Genomic DNA, 15,778 nt, shown 5'->3' on the forward strand with positions numbered 1-15,778 from the left:
TCCCATGATCGGACGGCGCGGCGTGATGGCCGGAAGCGTGGCGGCGCTGGCGATGGCCGGCACCGCCCGCGCCTCGACGTCTGTGCTTGGCACGGCGGAGCCGGTCACCAGCCTGCCGCCAGGGTCGGAGGCCCCGCAACTGAACGACGTCGTCGCGCCCGGCTGGCGGCGGGACGTGCTGATCCGCTGGGGCGACGCCGTGCTGCCATCCGCGCCGCCCTTCCGCCCGGGCGAAGTCACCCTCGCCGCCGCCAGCCAGCAATTCGGCTGGGATGCGATCATTGCCGGGCTGGTGAAGATGCCGCCGGCCGACGACGGCGTGCGCCGGCTGCTGATGGTCGTCACCCACCCCGACGTGGAGATGCGCATGGCGTTTCCGCGCGGCCGCGGCGCCGCGACCGTCGCCGGCAAGATGCAGGGCGCCTCGGTGCTCAACCTCGCCATGCAGAACGGGCGCTGGGTGGTGGTCGCCGGCGGCTACCAGTCCCGCCGCATCACCGACGGCACGCTGTGCCGCATCGCCGGCCCGGCCGCCGCTTCGGTCGGGCAGACGGTCCAGGGCGTGCTGGCGCCCTCCATCGGCGGTGTGACGCCCTGGAACACGGTGCTGCTGCCCGAGGGCCACACCGCGGGCTGGATCCGGCGCCTGGCCGGCCATGCGCCCGGTTTCGGCAGCCCGACCGTGGGCGCCGGCTTCGGCTGGGTGGTCGAGCTCGACGCCGCGAATCCGATGTCCTTTCCGGTGAAGCGCACCGCCCTCGGCCGGCTGCCCCGCGCGGGCGTGGCCTGCGGGCTCGCCGCCGATGGCAGCGCCGTGGTCTTCATGAGCGAGGACGGGCCGATGGGGCGGCTGTTCCGCTTCAAGGGCGCCGCCCCGGCCGGCACCGGCGAGGGCGCGCTCGATGCCGGCACGCTCGCCGTCGCGGTGATCGAGCACTCGCACATCGTCTGGCACGACCTGCCCGCCGGCCTGCCCTCGCTGACCGCGACGGCATCGGCCGGCCGCCGGGGTTCCGGCTTCGATGCCCCTTCGGGCATGGCGATCGCCCCGGACGGCACGCTCTACCTCGCCTGCCGCGGTAATCCGGGGCGGGGGATCAGCCAGATCGATCCGCTCAACCCGCGCGCCGGCAACGGCGCCGGCCACATTCTGGCCTTCGCCCCCGAGGGCGGCGATCCCGGCGCCCGCCGCTTTGCCGGTCGCGTGGTGCTGCTCGGCGGCGATCCTGCGCATGATTCCTCCTCGCGCTACGCGCCTGGCTCGACAGCCTGGCTGCGCGCGCCCTCGACCCTCGATCTCGACGGCAGCGGCCGGCTCCTCATCGGCACCGACCAGCGCGGCGCCGTGACCGACACGGCGGACGGGCTGTTCGCGATGCACCCGCATGGCGGGCTCGATCTGCTCTACAGCGCGCCGGTCGGGGGTGCCGTGGGCGGGGCCGCGGCCGATCCGGCAGGGAAGACGCTGTTCACCGTGGCACGGCATCCCGGCGCCACGCGCGACGCCGATTTCGCCGATCCGGCCACGCGCTGGCCGACGGTGCGCCCCGGCATGCCGCCGCAGACCACGATGGTGTCGCTCGCCCCGGATTGAATCCGGCCCCGGCCAGCGTACCTGAAGCCATGACGCTTTTGAACATGACGAGGAGGGCAGGATGCTGAACACCACCGGAACGGTACGGCTGAAAGACCCGGCGCTGCTGCGGGAAGCCAATTACATCAACGGAGAATGGGTGCAGGCGGAGAGCGGGAAGACCCTCGACGTCCTGAATCCAGCGACGGGCGAACTCGTTGGCCGGGTGCCGGCGATGGGCGCCGCGGAAACGCGCCGCGCGATCGAGGCGGCCGGCCGCGCCCTGGCCGGCTGGCGGGCGATGCTGGCGAAGGAGCGCGCTGCGATCCTCCGCCGCCTCTACGAGTTGATGATGGCCAACCAGGACGATCTCGGCGCGATCATGACGGCCGAGCAGGGCAAGCCGCTGGCCGAGGCGAAGGGCGAGATCGCCTACGCCGCCGGCTTCATCGAGTGGTTCGCCGAGGAGGGCAAGCGGATCTACGGCGACACCATCCCGCAGAACGCCCCCGGCCGGCGGATCATCGTGCAGAAACAGCCGATCGGCGTCTTCGCGGCGGTCACCCCGTGGAACTTCCCCTCGGCGATGATCACCCGCAAGGCCGGTCCGGGCTGGGCGGCGGGCTGCACCGGGGTGATCCGCCCGGCGAGCCAGACCCCGTTCTCCGCCCTTGCCCTCGCCGTCCTTGCCGAGCGCGCCGGCATGCCGGCGGGCGTGTGCAACATCATCACCGGCCCCTCCGGCCCGATGGGTGCTGAACTCACCGCCAACCCGATCGTGCGGAAATTCTCCTTCACCGGCAGCACCGAGGTCGGCGCGAAGCTGCTCGCCCAGTGCGCGCCGACCATCAAGAAGACGTCGATGGAACTTGGCGGCAACGCCCCCTTCATCGTCTTCGACGACGCCGATCTCGACGCCGCGGTGAAGGGGGCGATCGATTCGAAATTCCGCAATGCCGGGCAGACCTGCGTCTGCGCCAACCGCATCCTCGTTCAGGACGGTGTGTTCGAGCTCTTTGCCGAAAAGCTGAAGGTCGCGGTCGAGGCGCTGAAGGTCGGCAACGGCATGGAGCCTGGCGTCACCCAGGGGCCGCTGATCAACCGCGAGGCGGTGGAGAAGGTGGAGGCGCATATCGCCGACGCGGTGGCCGGCGGTGCCCGAATCGTCACCGGCGGCACGCGCCACGAGCGGGGCGGCAATTTCTTCACGCCGACCGTCATCGCCGACGTGAAGCATGACGCGCTGATCTTCCGCGAGGAAACCTTCGGCCCGGTCGCCCCGCTGTTCCGCTTCAACACCGAGGCGGAGGCGATCGCGATGGCGAATGATACCGAATTCGGCCTCGCCAGCTATTTCTACGCCCGCGATGTCGGCCGCATCTTCCGCGTTGCCGAGGCGCTGGAATACGGCATCGTCGGCATCAACGAGGGCCTGATCTCGACCGAAGTCGCCCCCTTCGGCGGCGTCAAATCCTCCGGCCTCGGCCGCGAGGGATCGAAATACGGGATCGAGGATTATCTCGAGATCAAGTATCTGGCGCTCGGCGGCCTGGGCGGCTAAACCGGCGCTGCCAGGATGGGTGGCCGAGTGGTTTAAGGCAGCGGTCTTGAAAACCGCCATACGTGAAAGCGTATCGTGGGTTCGAATCCCACCCCATCCGCCACCCCTACGTCCAGCACTGTCCGGCACCATCCTCTAAAGTATTAAATATCAGTGCATTAAGCCAGATTTCCGTCCACGCCCATCCACCCCGATCTGCCCGAATCCGGAGTTTCCACGTGGGTGACTTTGTGGGTAAGATTCGGTCATGGTCCGAGTCGTCAACAAGCTGTCACCGCTCAAGGTCGCCAAGCTGACCGCCCCCGGCCTCTATGGCGATGGCAACAATCTCTACCTCCAGATCGCCCCCTCAGGTGCGAAATCCTGGTCGTTCCGGTTCATGATACGTGGTCGGGCGCGCGAGATGGGGCTCGGCCCCGTCGCCCTGATGTCCCTGGCCGAGGCCCGGATGCGCGCCATCGAGTGCCGGCGCCTGCTGCTCGACGGGATCGACCCGATCGAGCACCGCCAGACGCAGCGTGAGGCCAAGACCATCCGCGGCAAGACCTTCGCCACCTGCGCCGAGGCCTATATCGAGGCGCACCAGGCCGGCTGGAGCAACGCAAAGCACGCCGGGCAGTGGCGGGCGACGCTCGCGACCTATGCCTACCCGGTCTTCGCCGAGACGCCGGTGGGCGCGATCGACCTCGATCTCGTGGTCAAGGCGCTCAAGCCGATCTGGACCGACAAGCCGGAGACCGCGAGCCGCCTGCGCGGGCGGATCGAATCAATCCTCGACTACGCCACCACCAAGGGGTGGCGGCAGGGCGACAATCCGGCGCGATGGAAGGGCTTGCTCGAGAACGTGCTGCCGGCCAAGGGGCGGATCGCCCGGGTCGCGCATCACCCGGCGCTGAAATGGCGCGATCTGCCGCCCTTCATGGCCGAGCTGGCGCAGCAGGAGGGCGTGGCAGCGCGGGCGCTGGCGTTCACGATCCTCACGGCATCCCGCTCGGGCGAAACCATCGGCGCGACTTGGAGCGAGATCGATCTGGCCGCGAAAATCTGGACGATCCCGGAATGGCGGCTGAAGAAGCGGCAGGGCGATCATCGCGTGCCGCTGACCGATCCGGTGCTTGCGATCCTCGCCACAATGCGGGCAGCGGCCGGAACGCCGGCACCGGCCGCGTTCGTGTTCCCAGGCGGCAAGACGGGCACGGGACTGAGCAACATGGCGATGCTGATTCTGCTCCGCCGCATGGGGCGGGAGAACATCACGACCCATGGGTTCCGCTCCACCTTCCGGGATTGGGCGGCCGAGGCGACGGACTATCGGCATGAAGTGGTCGAGGCCGCGCTGTCGCACACGGTGAGCGACAAGGTCGTCGCCGCCTATCGACGCACCGATTTCTTCGACCGCCGCCGGGATCTCATGGTCGACTGGGCGCGCTATGCTCTTTCCTCCGCCGATTCGGAGGGTTCCGCATCATGACGCGCGATGAAGACGAACAGGCACCGAAGCCCCGCAACCGCCGCCCGCGCGCGCCGCGGATCAAGACACTGCCGGAATCGATGCGCGATCCCCGGCACAATCCGGATGCGGCGCTGGCAGAGATCCGCGCCGTTCTCAAAGAGGGTGGCCGGCCTCTGTCCTTGGACGAGGCCAAGGCATGGCTCGGCCGGGTCGATCTGCGGCATTTTGAAGCCGAGATCGATCCGCAAACCGGCGCGGCAAGAAGCCCGGAGAGGGCCGAGTGCGACAAGGACGGACGCCTGCGGTTTCGCGAACCGGGTGAAAAGCATGGCCCAGGCCGGCTCAGGATGCGGTCGGAACAGGCAATCGAGCAGGCCGAGGCGGATTTCGCCCGGGCGGTGAACGAAGTCGAACAGGTGTCCACTCTGCTGCATTGGCAGAGCACGGCCGCCAGTCGCTCAGCGAGTGTGCGATCGCTACAGGCAACCGAAATCGCCGATAGGGTTTGCCAGCTCTATGACACTCTCTCCTTGCCGGCTCGCAACCGCGCCTCGGTCATCACCAAGCTCCTGGCCCGTGACGGTCACGCGATAACTGTGCAGCGGGTCAGGCAAATCCTCGCGACACATCGGCCTCGGCCCACCCGAAAATAGGGCCGACGACGCCGAGAAAAGAGAAAATCAACGGGCGTGCCGTAATCCCGCGGTCCCCGCATATCCGCGATTGTCTGGCTTCATTTCGAATGGAGCAGCCACAATGCCGGACGAAGTTATACCTCATTATGTTGCAATCTCAGATTGGGTCGTACGGTCGGGCATCTCTCGCTCGCGGACATACGAATTGATTGCCGCAGGGGAGTTGTCGGCGCGTAAAGTCGGCCGCCGCACGTTGATCGACCTCAGGGCTGGACTCGCGTGGCTGGACGAGCAGCCGGCACCGAAGATCGCCGTGTCGGTTACGAAGCGGCCGCATGGGGAGTTGGTTTGATGAATGCCCCCCTGATTTTCGGTCAGTCGGCGTCTCCGGAGATAGACAGTGCTACTAAGCAGCACAGCGCCGAGAGTGCGTCCGGTACTCAGTTCATGACGCTGCGCGATGTCGCCGATATTCTCGACGTCTCGCCCTCAACCCTGCGTCGCCGCATCGCCGAGGGCGCGCTCCGCGTGCACCGCATCGGCCGCGCGATCCGCATCTCGCAGACCGACCTCGCTGCCTTCTTGGCCGCCAGCCGTGGAGCAGAATCATGATCGCCGAACAGCTGGAGTTCACTGGCTTCGGGCCGAACACGGGCCACCGTCACACGCAATATGGAGAGCCTTTGCCGGCCGACGCTGTCCCGAATGAACGCAACCGCATGCGCACGCACTCGGGTGAGCGCAGGAGGGCGCGCGTGATGCAAGATGACCTTTTCGGCGCGCTTTGCGCCGAGACCAGCGACCTCGCCTCCAAAACAGGCATCCGTGAACCGATGGCCGCTGAACACTCCGCGTGCAACGACGGTGGTGGCGCGCTGGATGAGCCGGTCGACGGCGCAATCATCGACCCGACAACAATTTCGCTCCCGGCCAACGCACGCGCCCGGGTCGCCGGCGATACCGTTGTCTGCGCGACACCTCCGGCCACATTCGCCGAGGCGCTCGAACTGCTCGCGGCCAGCGATACCCTGCCGGCGGCGAGGCTCAAGGATCTCCGGCGCGATGTTGCATGGATAGAAGATCACTGCCCCCGCAATCGCGATGGTTCCGTGGCAGCCCCCTTGCCGTGCGATCCCGCCGCACTGCGGCCGATCCTGAAGAGCTTGAAATTTGATAGGAAGAAAACCGGGCCTAAGCGCTTCTATAATATCAAGTCGTCGCTCGCCGCGATTCAGCGCAAGACGGGCTGGCTCCCGCCGCGTGCGCCTCGCCGGCCGATCACGACGACCGCCTGGGCCAGCCTGCTCGGCATGATGAGCGATGGCGATCTCAGCCGTGCCACAATGCGGCGCTTCGCGGTCTTCTGTGAAGAACGCAATGTCGCACCCGGGGATGTCGCGCTCGAACACCTCGACGCGTATCACGACGCCCTCGCCGCCACGAATGCCAAGGCGCCGGACCAGACGGTGACAACAATAAAATCGCGCTGGAACCGCCTGTGCCGCGAGCAGGAATCCTTCCCTGGCCAGGAACTGCCCGCCCGCCGCAACCCGAACACGATCCGCGATGACGCTAACGGCATCCCGCCGAGCTTCATGGCAGACCTGAATGCCTATATCGCGAAGCTGCGGAAGCCGGGACCATTCGAAAAGGGGTTCACGGGCCCTGCCGCGAAGAGCACCGTGCGAACACGCGGCGATATCCTTGCCCTCGCGCCCCATCGGCTGGTGAAACGCGGCTGGCCCGCGGCAACCCTGACCTCTCTCGCCGCCATCCTCACCCCCACAGCGGTCGAGGCGATCTTGACCGATTATTGGGACACGAACTGCGCGGAGAGCGGATGGACTCTCGGCGCGGAAGCCACGGCGCAGGCTCTCGCAGCAGCCGCGCGCCAATGGGGCAAATTACCGGTCGCCGAACTGGAGCAGGTTCTCGACATCTGCCGTGAGGTGCGGGCGAAGCATCGCGGCTTCACCGCCAAGAAGCTCGAACGCCTCGCGCAATTCGACGATCCAAAGATCGAGCGGCGATTCCTGCAGCTTCCTGAAACACTTTGGCGCAAGGCGCTGAGATTCGCCAAGGCCGGCAAGATGAAGCGCGCCGCTGATACCGCGAAATACGCCCTCGCGTTGGCGATCCTGTTCGACAAACCCCTGCGCGTCGCCGATCTTTCGATCCTCGATCTCGCCCTCGATTTTGCACGCGATGCGAAGGGCAAGATCACCGGCGTCAAAATCGCCTATGGTCGCGCCTCCAAGCGGGCGCCGATGGTCGAGGGCGCGCTGTCGTCGCAGACGGTGCGCATGCTGGAGACCTACGTCACCAGATTCCGCCCGACCCTGCTGCATGACGAGTCGACCTCGCTCTTCCCGGGGCAGGAAGCTGGCCATCTGGTTTCCAAATCGATGGCCACGCAGATCCGGGCTTTGATCGGCCGCGAGCTCGGCGTCGACGTCAATTCGCATCTGGTGCGCTCCTATGTCGGCACCGTCATACTCGACGAAGACCCACGCGCCGTGGCGCTCGCGCAGCGCGTTCTCGGGCACCAGAACGCCACGACGACGCTGAAATTCTACGCCGCGCAACGCGGCCGCGCCGCAAACCGCCACTACGCCGAGCTGATCGAGCGCCGGCGCCGGCGGCTGCGGATGAATGTCGAGGACTAGGTCCGTGACCACCATCCCTCCAACCCCCCGCCCCGATGCCGTTCCGGGCAACAAGGAACAGCATCGGAGCCTGCCTCTGGCAACCTGGCCGCCCGAAGATCGGGCGCGCTGGCAGCGTGTGAAGGAAAAGCAAGGCTTGTTCGACCGGCAGGCCATCCTGCATGACCTCAAGACACCGACAGTCCGCGGGCTCGAACAATCCGTCGGCCGCTTCCTTGCCTATCTGCTCCATGTCCGGGCGATGACGCCCGCGGCGTCGATCGGCACCCTCCTCTCGCCCGAGCTGGTGAACGACTATGTCGGCGTCATGCGCAAATGCCTGCGGGCGGGCTCCGTTCATGAGGAGTTGCGCCGCCTGCGCGCCGGCCTCGGTATTATGCTCCCCGGCGTGGAGCTCGGCTGGATGAATTCGCTCCCTCTGAAGCCGACCCGCGCCGAAGTACTCGCCTCCCGCAAGCCGATCGACCGCCCGGACGCCGCCCGCGTTCTCGCCGCCGCCTATCGCGCCTTCGATGCGCTGCCCGTCATGCAACGCGATACCGACACCTCGCAGGCTGCGCGCAACGCCCTGATGGTCGCGTTCTGCGACCTGTTCGGCCTGCGGCTCAGCGACCTTGCGCGGATCCGGCTCGGCGAACACCTGCGCCAGCATGGATCGCGCTGGCGGCTGATGTTCCCCTGCGGCGTCAAGAACGACGCCCTGCTGCTCTTCGACGTTCCCCCCGAACTCGCGCAACGGCTCGAAACCTATCTCGGCGCCTGGCGCATCGCCCTTCTCGGCAACCGCCTCGATCATGGCTTCCTGTGGATCGCGCGCGGCGGCAAGCCGCCTCTTGAGAAGATGATCGCCATGGGTATCGCCAAATTCGGCCGGCTTCATCTGGGCCGTTCCCTAAACAGCCACGTCTTCCGCCACGCCTTCGCGGTGACGACCGTCTTGCGCAATCCGGCCGATGCCGACCTCGCCGCCGCGGCACTCGGCCATACCAGCGAACAGATGGTCCACGGCACATACACGCGATCGGGCGATCAGGAGATTTCGCGGCTATGGCTGCGCAAGCTGACCCGCAAGCGCAGGGGGCTCTGATCATGCCGAAGCAACGGAGCGTCCCCACCCGGACGCAGAAATGTAATGACAATCGCGTTACGGCGTCCTAGAATGCCGATCATGAATCCCGCCAAGCAAGCCTCTGCGCCATCCTCCCGCCGCGACACGCTCAACCTGCGGATCAAAAGCGACGATCGCGGGCTGATCGACCGCGCCGCCGCCCTGACCGGCAAGACCAAGACGGACTTCGTGATCGACGCCGCCCGCCGCGCCGCCGAAGACGCCCTGCTCGACCGCACGCTGTTTCTCGCAACTCCGGATGCGTTCGACGCCTTCCGCGCGCGCCTCGACGAACCGCCGCTGCCGAATGCCCGCCTCCAGCGCGCCCTGAAGACAACGCCGCCCTGGGAATGACGTGGCCCTCACCCCGCCCGAACCGCTCGCCGAGCATCACGACATCAGCGGCTTCAACTGCGGCATCGCCTCACTGGATGACTGGCTGAGGCGCCGGGCCCGCGCCAACCAGGCCGGCGGCGCGACCCGTACCTTCGTTGTGACCGAAAGCGGCCGCGTCGTCGCCTATTACGCCATCGCTTCCGGCGCCATCAGCCCGAACGGCACCTCCGGCCGCTTCCGCCGCAACATGCCCGACCCGATCCCCGTCGCCGTCCTCGCCCGCCTCGCAATCGCCACCAGCGCCCAGGGACAAGGCCTCGGCCGCGCCCTCTTCCGCGACGCCACCCTCCGCATCCTGAACGCAGCCGAAACGCTGGGGATCAGAGGCATCGTGGTGCATGCCATCTCCGACCAGGCCAAAGCCTTCTACCTCGCCCTCGGCTTCGAAGCCTCGCCGCTCGATCCGATGACGCTGATGGTCACGCTCAAGGATGTGAGAGCGGCATTATAGAAATTGAGTAATCAATCTATAATTTTTTAGATTTTTGATATAATTTGACAATAATATTTAGAAATATACTTAAGAAGTATAAATATTGCCTACAATTGAGTAAAATATAAAATAACAAAATTCGTCATTTTGTCCAATTTTGTGCTGATATCGCGGGATGTTTCGAAGCAATAGCAGGAATTTACACCGCCCGCTCGCGGACTTCAGTAGAAAATTTATTTGTGGTCGGACTCGCCATGGCTCCATCTTTGCGGATTCCGGAGAATTCGCCCATGGATTCCGATTTTAATTCGCCCACGATTCCGACGTTTATTCGCCCGGGGATTCCGAGATTTATTCGCCCGGGTAGCGGTCTCTGTGGCTGTTGATTTCGTTGCTCTCCTGTTCTTGTTGGGTCAAGCGGTTTTTGGGGTTTGCTTGCGGGTCTTGCGCAGGCTTTCACCGGTGAGTTCGATGCGGTGGGCATTGTGGAGCAGACGGTCGAGAATGGCGTCGGCGTAGGTCGGATCGCCGATCAGCTCATGCCAATGCGCCGGAGGGATCTGGCTGGTGATGATGGTGGCGCGACGGCCGTAGCGATCCTCGACGATCTCGAGCAGGTCGTGACGGGCGCTGGCGTCAAGCGGTGCAAGGCCGAAGTCGTCGAGGATCAGCAGATTGACGGTGCCGAGAGTGCGGATCATCCGGCCGTGCCGCCCTTCGGCGCGGGCGAGTGCGAGTTCGGTGAAGAGTTTCGGCGCGCGCTGATAGAGCACGCTCCTGTCATCACGACATGCCTTGTGACCGAGGGCGCAGGCCAGCCAGGATTTTCCGACCCCTGTCGGCCCGCTCAGGACGAGATTGTCGTGCGCGTCGATCCACTCACCCTGGATCAGCTTCTGGAACAGAGCCCGATCGAGGCCGCGGGCACTCCGGTAATCGACATCCTCGATTGCAGCGTCATGGCGCAGCTTGGCATGGCGCAGCCTTGTGCTCAACCGCTTGTCACGTCGGACGGTGATCTCGCGGTCGAGCAGAAGGCCGAGCCATTCGGCGTGACTGAGGCTGGGGGTTTCGGGATTGGCGTGCAGCTCGGTGAACGCGCGGGCCATGCCTGCAAGACCGAGCTGGTGGATCTGATCGAGGGTCGGATGGTTCAGCATGAGGCTTCTCCTTGTCATCAGTGGAAATATCCGCCGCCCCTGATGTTGGGGTGGCGGATCGGGGTGGGATCGGGACTGGCGGTGCCGGCGGCTCGCTCCAGCCGGTGATCGAGGATGGATTTGACCGAGCCGTAGGTCAGGGTGCCGATGGTGAGCGCGCGCTCGGCTGCGGCGTCGAGCCGGTCGGCGCCAACACTGCGGGCCAGGCGAAGGATGCCGATGCAGGCGCGGAACCCCTGCTCCGGATGAGGCCGGCGTTCGAGGATCAGGGTGCAGAGTGTCGCGACCGACGGGCCGAGCCGTGCGGCTTCCTGATGGATCCGCGCGATGGTCCAGTCGCCGTAACGCCGGTGGCTCGAGGGCATGTGCTCGGCGATCGTCGTGTGCTTGCCGTTGCCCGACCCGCGCGCATGCACGGCGATCCGCTCGCCACGGAGAAAGATCTCGACCGTGCGCACGGTGAACCGGGCCTCGACCTCGGCGCGGGCGTGCCGGTAGGGGACGGAGTAAAAATGCTTCTCGATCTCGACGTGATAATCGATGCCGACCCGCCGGCGCCGCCATTGCGCCAGCACATAGGGTTCGGCCGGCAGTTCCTTCAGCGCGGGACGATCGAGTGTTTCCAGCAGATGCCGTCTTGTCGCCCCCAGGCGACGGACGACCCGCTCCTCGTTCAGCCAGCGGCAGAATTCAGCGATCGCGGCATTCAGTTCGGCGAGGCTGTAAAATGCCCGGTTGCGCAGCTTGCCCAGCAGCCACCGCTCCGCCAGCAAAACCGCCACCTCGACCTTCGCCTTGTCACGCGGCCGCCGCGGCCGCGCCGGGAGAATGGCCGTGCCGTAATGGCGCGCCATATCGGTGTAGGTCCGGTTGACCTGTGGATCGTAGAGGCAGGCGCGGATGATCGCGACCCTGGCGTTGTCGGGCACCAGCAGCGCCGGCACGCCGCCAATTGCTGCCAGAGTGCGATTATGCGCCTCGATCCAGTCCGGCAGGGTCTGGGTCCAGGTCGCCTCAGCATAGGTGAAGCTCGATGCGCCGAGAACGGCGACGAAGATCTGGGCCGCACGCGTCTCGCCGGTGAGTCGGTCGATCACCACCGGCACCGTGTCGCCGGCATAATCGACGAACAGCTTCTCGCCCGATGCGTGGGTCTGGCGCATCGTCACCGGTAGCCGGGCTTCCCAGCTCCGGTAGAGCTCGCAGAACCGGCTGTAGCGATATCCGTCCGGGTGCTCGGCGATATACTCGTCCCACAGGATCGACAGCGTCACGTGCTTGCGCTGCAACTCGCGGCGGATACGCCCCCAGTCCGGCTCATCCACACGTCGATGCCCCGGCCGCTTGCCCGCCGAGCCTTCGAACAAGCGCCTTTCCAAGGCCGCTTCGGACAGCGCCAGAGCCCCTGGCCCATCGAGCCCGGCCGCCTCCAGTCGCCGCAGCGTCAAGCGCACCGTCGATGCCGCAACCCCGACCCGGATCCCTACCTGGCGGGTCGAAAGCCCCGCCATCCTCAATCTGACAATCTCGCGCACATCGCGCATCGCAATCCGCTCCACTGGCATTCATCCACTCCCTCGATCAGACAAAGGGAGGGAACCTGAACCAGCCAGCAGAGACCTCAATCCGACCCGGCCAACCCCGCCCGCCTGGGCGAATAAAAGTCGGAACAGGTGGGCGAATTAATCTCGGAATAGGTGGGCGAATAATTCCCGGAATCCCGGGCGAGTTAATATCGGAATCCCGGGCGAATTGAGCCCGGAATCAGCACATCTTATTTGGGAGTTGGAGCCTTCGGCAAACCCGGGGCGATTCACATCATCGAAGCCTGCTTCCGGCGGATGAAGCAGACCGGGCTCGAGGTCCGGCCGATGTATCACTGGAGCCCGCGCCGGATCGAGGCGCATGTCCGGCTCTGCGTCCTTGCCCTGCAGATACAGCGCTCGGCGGAGTTGCGCTGCGGCCTTCCCTGGGCGCGGATCGCCCACATCCTAGCCGGCCTCAAGGCGGTCCGCTATCAGATCGCCGGCCGGACTATTGTTCAGCGCACGAAAATCAGCCCCGAAGCTGCCGAGATCCTGAAAAACCTCGGAATATCAAAGCCAAAGAAGCTGCTTACAGTCATCGAGCCGCCGCAGGCCAAGGCCGCCTCATAGATACACGCCCTGATTCCGTATCGAAAATCCGCCGGAAAATAGACAGACTTTCCTCACGTCTGCCTCATGAACGCGAACCCGGGCGTGACTGAGCGCCTTAACCTCGTTAATCGGCAGATCAAGACTGTCCTACAGCGGATCGATGGTCTGGTCGAACAACTTGCCGGACCGGAGACCGAGCCGGGGCAAGATACCGAGCAGCGCGACGCGGCAATCCTGCGCTCCTTGCCGGGGGTGGGAAGGATTGTCCTCGCCACGCTGCTCGCGGAGGCTCATCAAGCCCTCCAGGCGCGAGATTACCAGGCTTTGCGCACCTTGACCGGTGTGGCCCCGGTCATGAAGCGGAGCGGCAGATCCTGTCGTGTGGAGATGCGTCAGGCATGTTCTGGCCGCCCGCGAACCGTCGTCTATCACTGGGCCCGCGTCGCCACCCAGCACGACGCCCGCAGTCGCAGCCGCTACGCCGCCCTCCGAGGACGTGGCCACTCTCACGGCCCCGCCCTCAGAACCGTTGCCGATCGCCTGCTGGGCATTGCATGCGTCATGCTCACCAACCGAACCATGTTCGATCCCGAGAAGATGCCCACCGATCGCCCAAAATCAGCTTGATCATTGGTGGGGAGTCCCCCCCCCCCCCTTAGTCATGGCAATAGGTACGGAACCTAGGGGGTATGCTGAACCGGACACACTGCTACGGGATATATAGATGTCTTGTATATTGAGCAATTCTCGTAATTGACTGTAACGCCATAATGTGCTGGCAATTCGCGATCATTTTTTATTTCTGCGGCATCCGTCAAATAATATATATTCTTGTAATCAAGGAGAGGCCTTAGATACTTTTTCTGAAACTTCTGGGTTATTCCGAGATGTTCTGGTAATCCGATGATCCTGTCATCAAGCGGAAAATAGGGAAGTATAAACCCTAACGGACGAAAACCAACAATTAAAAGAGCATTGTTGTATGACTTAAATTCTCTCTTACTTGCGCCAAAGTATGACGAAGAGAATGCCTCACGACCCCAGTTAGAATCAGGCAAGCTATAGGCCGCGGCTGTGGCCACAAGTAAGGCTGCAGCCACATAGGTCATGCTGTGATGTCGCCAATGCATGATTAATCTGCCCCATCGAACCAGCAGGACCAAGAGAATAGTTGGGAAAATCATTTCAGCGGCAGCAAAATATCGATAATATGAAAAAACTTCTTCCCAAACAAAGAAAGATCCAGCAAAAAAACTAAGAACAAAAAATATATCATATAGTTCATTATTCTTGATTTTTTTGAAATATAAATACAATAATATTGATGGAGAAATTATAAAATAAAGAGCAGGGAAAATTGTTCTAAATGGAATTTCCATGCCTATTATATGTTGTTGATTTGGTTTCGGATGATGACGAACAACAAATTCGAATGGCAAAGTAATATATCCAATTAAATTTTGAGGAAACCAACGCTCATCACGAATCGCATAGTTGCCAATATATGGAGAATGAAATATATTATTAAAATACGGAAATATAGGGTTTTTGTACGTCACAAAAAGTAAATATCCTATATTAAAATATAATAAAACGAATCCAGATAAAAATGAAAAACAGAATATAGTTTCAACTATGACGAGTCGACGAATATTAAATTTGTATCGATAGAGGGTGGTCAGAATGAAAGCGAAAACAAAGCCAACTGCATAGATCATGTTGGTGAATTTTAATCCGGCCACAAAGCCCACAAGGAGCCCGGCGAAGAAAAGGTATATCAGTCTATCCCGCTCCTGACTGATCAATGAAAAAAAAATTGCAAGTATAATGGGTGAAGCGAGTAAGGTATCACCCATAGTGCCCCCAATTTCTGACCAAAAAATGGGACCAATAATCGCCGATATTGCCGCGACAGATGATAGGATAAGCCGCGTACGAATATTGTATATTTTGAGTAGATGAAAGCAGAGCAGCCAAGCAGCAGAAATTCCTAATGATTGAAATCCGGCGATAATTAGATTTACCGTCAATGGAGCAAAATTTCTAATAAGTAAATAATAGAAGAAATTTAATCTAGGGTCTAGATATGATTGTTCTGTGCATAGAGAGTCTTGTATCAATTTTCCATGCGCCCAAAGATACCCATTGTAGAAATGATAATTCAAGAGGTCCCAATTGATGTCGGCGCCGAGTGACCTAGCAATTATGCACACAACCGCTGCATTCGTTAAAAGAACAGTCATGCCGATTATCACGGAGGCAACCGGGCGAATCCGACCAAACGAAACGGTAATTCGATGCATGCTGTCTCCCAGTGCTCTCGTCCTGACTGAAGGTCGGACTGAAAAATGATAGTTGAACGATTTTAGTAGGTTATGATTCAGTTCGTTTGCGATGACGAGCGGAGACACGATGGCCTAGACTAAAATCGCCCGGCAACGATATTGCAGGGCCGAATTGCGCTACGCAAGAGACCTCACCGATGCCGAATGGGCCTTCATTGAACCGTTAGAGCGGCTTTCGACCGGTCTGAATCGCGAGGGATTCCCATTGGCGTTGATTTCTGATTCAGAATCGGTGCTGGTGAAGGAGGCCGGCATGGATGGGCCAACCACTATCGATGGATCTTCGTCGGCGGCTTTTGGCGGCGATTGA

At 62.6% G+C, this 15,778-nt stretch carries 14 protein-coding genes, 1 tRNA gene and 1 pseudogene; 13 read left to right on the plus strand and 3 right to left on the minus strand.

Translation table 11 applies throughout. The annotated features are described in order from the left end of the window. The first annotated feature begins 4 nt into the window (after nucleotides 1-4). The 10 genes from ACRY_RS03825 (at nucleotide 5) to ACRY_RS03870 (ending at nucleotide 9,843) form a co-directional block, all read left to right on the plus strand. Complete coding sequence (locus ACRY_RS03825) at nucleotides 5-1,594, plus strand: PhoX family protein (RefSeq protein ID WP_011941404.1); 1,590 nt, start codon at nucleotides 5-7, stop codon at nucleotides 1,592-1,594. Between the two features lie 61 nt (nucleotides 1,595-1,655). Continuing rightward, nucleotides 1,656-3,134: an NADP-dependent succinate-semialdehyde dehydrogenase gene (gene gabD, locus ACRY_RS03830; RefSeq protein ID WP_011941405.1), complete on the plus strand. Its 1,479-nt coding sequence runs from the start codon at nucleotides 1,656-1,658 to the stop codon at nucleotides 3,132-3,134. Nucleotides 3,135-3,147: 13 nt separating this feature from the next. Next, nucleotides 3,148-3,237, plus strand: a tRNA-Ser gene (locus tag ACRY_RS03835). Between the two features lie 144 nt (nucleotides 3,238-3,381). Further along, nucleotides 3,382-4,605, plus strand: a complete 1,224-nt coding sequence (locus ACRY_RS03840; RefSeq protein WP_011941406.1) for a tyrosine-type recombinase/integrase — start codon at nucleotides 3,382-3,384, stop codon at nucleotides 4,603-4,605. Next, nucleotides 4,602-5,240 (plus strand): hypothetical protein, encoded by a 639-nt coding sequence (locus tag ACRY_RS03845; protein WP_011941407.1) that lies wholly within the window; start codon nucleotides 4,602-4,604, stop codon nucleotides 5,238-5,240. Before ACRY_RS03840 ends, ACRY_RS03845 begins: the two co-directional genes overlap by 4 nt. Before the next feature lie 333 nt (nucleotides 5,241-5,573). Further along, nucleotides 5,574-5,834 carry a helix-turn-helix domain-containing protein gene (locus ACRY_RS03850; protein ID WP_231295329.1) on the plus strand — a complete coding sequence of 87 codons (261 nt, stop codon included), beginning with the start codon at nucleotides 5,574-5,576 and terminating at the stop codon, nucleotides 5,832-5,834. Then, the gene (locus ACRY_RS03855; protein WP_011941409.1) at nucleotides 5,831-7,888 is read left to right on the plus strand and encodes a tyrosine-type recombinase/integrase; all 2,058 of its coding nucleotides are present in this window, start codon (nucleotides 5,831-5,833) and stop codon (nucleotides 7,886-7,888) included. Before ACRY_RS03850 ends, ACRY_RS03855 begins: the two co-directional genes overlap by 4 nt. Nucleotides 7,889-7,892: 4 nt before the next feature. Then, the gene (locus ACRY_RS03860; protein ID WP_013639294.1) at nucleotides 7,893-8,975 is read left to right on the plus strand and encodes a tyrosine-type recombinase/integrase; all 1,083 of its coding nucleotides are present in this window, start codon (nucleotides 7,893-7,895) and stop codon (nucleotides 8,973-8,975) included. Between the two features lie 72 nt (nucleotides 8,976-9,047). Continuing rightward, complete coding sequence (locus ACRY_RS03865; RefSeq protein WP_013639295.1) at nucleotides 9,048-9,350, plus strand: DUF1778 domain-containing protein; 303 nt, start codon at nucleotides 9,048-9,050, stop codon at nucleotides 9,348-9,350. Nucleotide 9,351: 1 nt separating this feature from the next. Then, the gene (locus ACRY_RS03870) at nucleotides 9,352-9,843 is read left to right on the plus strand and encodes a GNAT family N-acetyltransferase (protein ID WP_011941412.1); all 492 of its coding nucleotides are present in this window, start codon (nucleotides 9,352-9,354) and stop codon (nucleotides 9,841-9,843) included. Nucleotides 9,844-10,238: 395 nt separating this feature from the next. Here ACRY_RS03870 and istB read toward each other — a convergent pair whose 3' ends face one another. Together istB and istA are read right to left on the minus strand one after the other, a co-directional pair. After that, on the minus strand, nucleotides 10,239-10,985 hold the full coding sequence (gene istB, locus ACRY_RS03875; RefSeq protein WP_011930761.1) for an IS21-like element helper ATPase IstB: 747 nt from the start codon (nucleotides 10,983-10,985) through the stop codon (nucleotides 10,239-10,241). A 17-nt stretch (nucleotides 10,986-11,002) separates the two neighbouring features. After that, entirely contained in the window at nucleotides 11,003-12,529 is a 1,527-nt protein-coding gene (istA, locus tag ACRY_RS03880) for an IS21 family transposase (RefSeq protein WP_081432832.1), read from the minus strand. A gap of 273 nt (nucleotides 12,530-12,802) precedes the next feature. Here istA and ACRY_RS03885 point away from each other — a divergent pair. Together ACRY_RS03885 and ACRY_RS03890 are read left to right on the plus strand one after the other, a co-directional pair. Beyond that, nucleotides 12,803-13,141, plus strand: a pseudogene (locus tag ACRY_RS03885) (transposase); the annotation flags it as partial. 66 nt (nucleotides 13,142-13,207) lie between these two features. Next, on the plus strand, nucleotides 13,208-13,750 hold the full coding sequence (locus ACRY_RS03890) for a transposase (protein ID WP_011941414.1): 543 nt from the start codon (nucleotides 13,208-13,210) through the stop codon (nucleotides 13,748-13,750). Nucleotides 13,751-13,803: 53 nt separating this feature from the next. Here the strand turns inward: ACRY_RS03890 and ACRY_RS18925 are convergent, their stop codons facing one another. After that, nucleotides 13,804-15,426, minus strand: a complete 1,623-nt coding sequence (locus ACRY_RS18925) for a hypothetical protein (protein WP_155856344.1) — start codon at nucleotides 15,424-15,426, stop codon at nucleotides 13,804-13,806. A 154-nt stretch (nucleotides 15,427-15,580) separates the two neighbouring features. Here ACRY_RS18925 and ACRY_RS20145 point away from each other — a divergent pair, with 154 nt between their 5' ends. Further along, nucleotides 15,581-15,778, plus strand: a complete 198-nt coding sequence (locus ACRY_RS20145) for a hypothetical protein (protein ID WP_013639299.1) — start codon at nucleotides 15,581-15,583, stop codon at nucleotides 15,776-15,778.

The organism is Acidiphilium cryptum JF-5, assembly GCF_000016725.1.
GTDB classification, from domain to species: domain Bacteria; phylum Pseudomonadota; class Alphaproteobacteria; order Acetobacterales; family Acetobacteraceae; genus Acidiphilium; species Acidiphilium multivorum.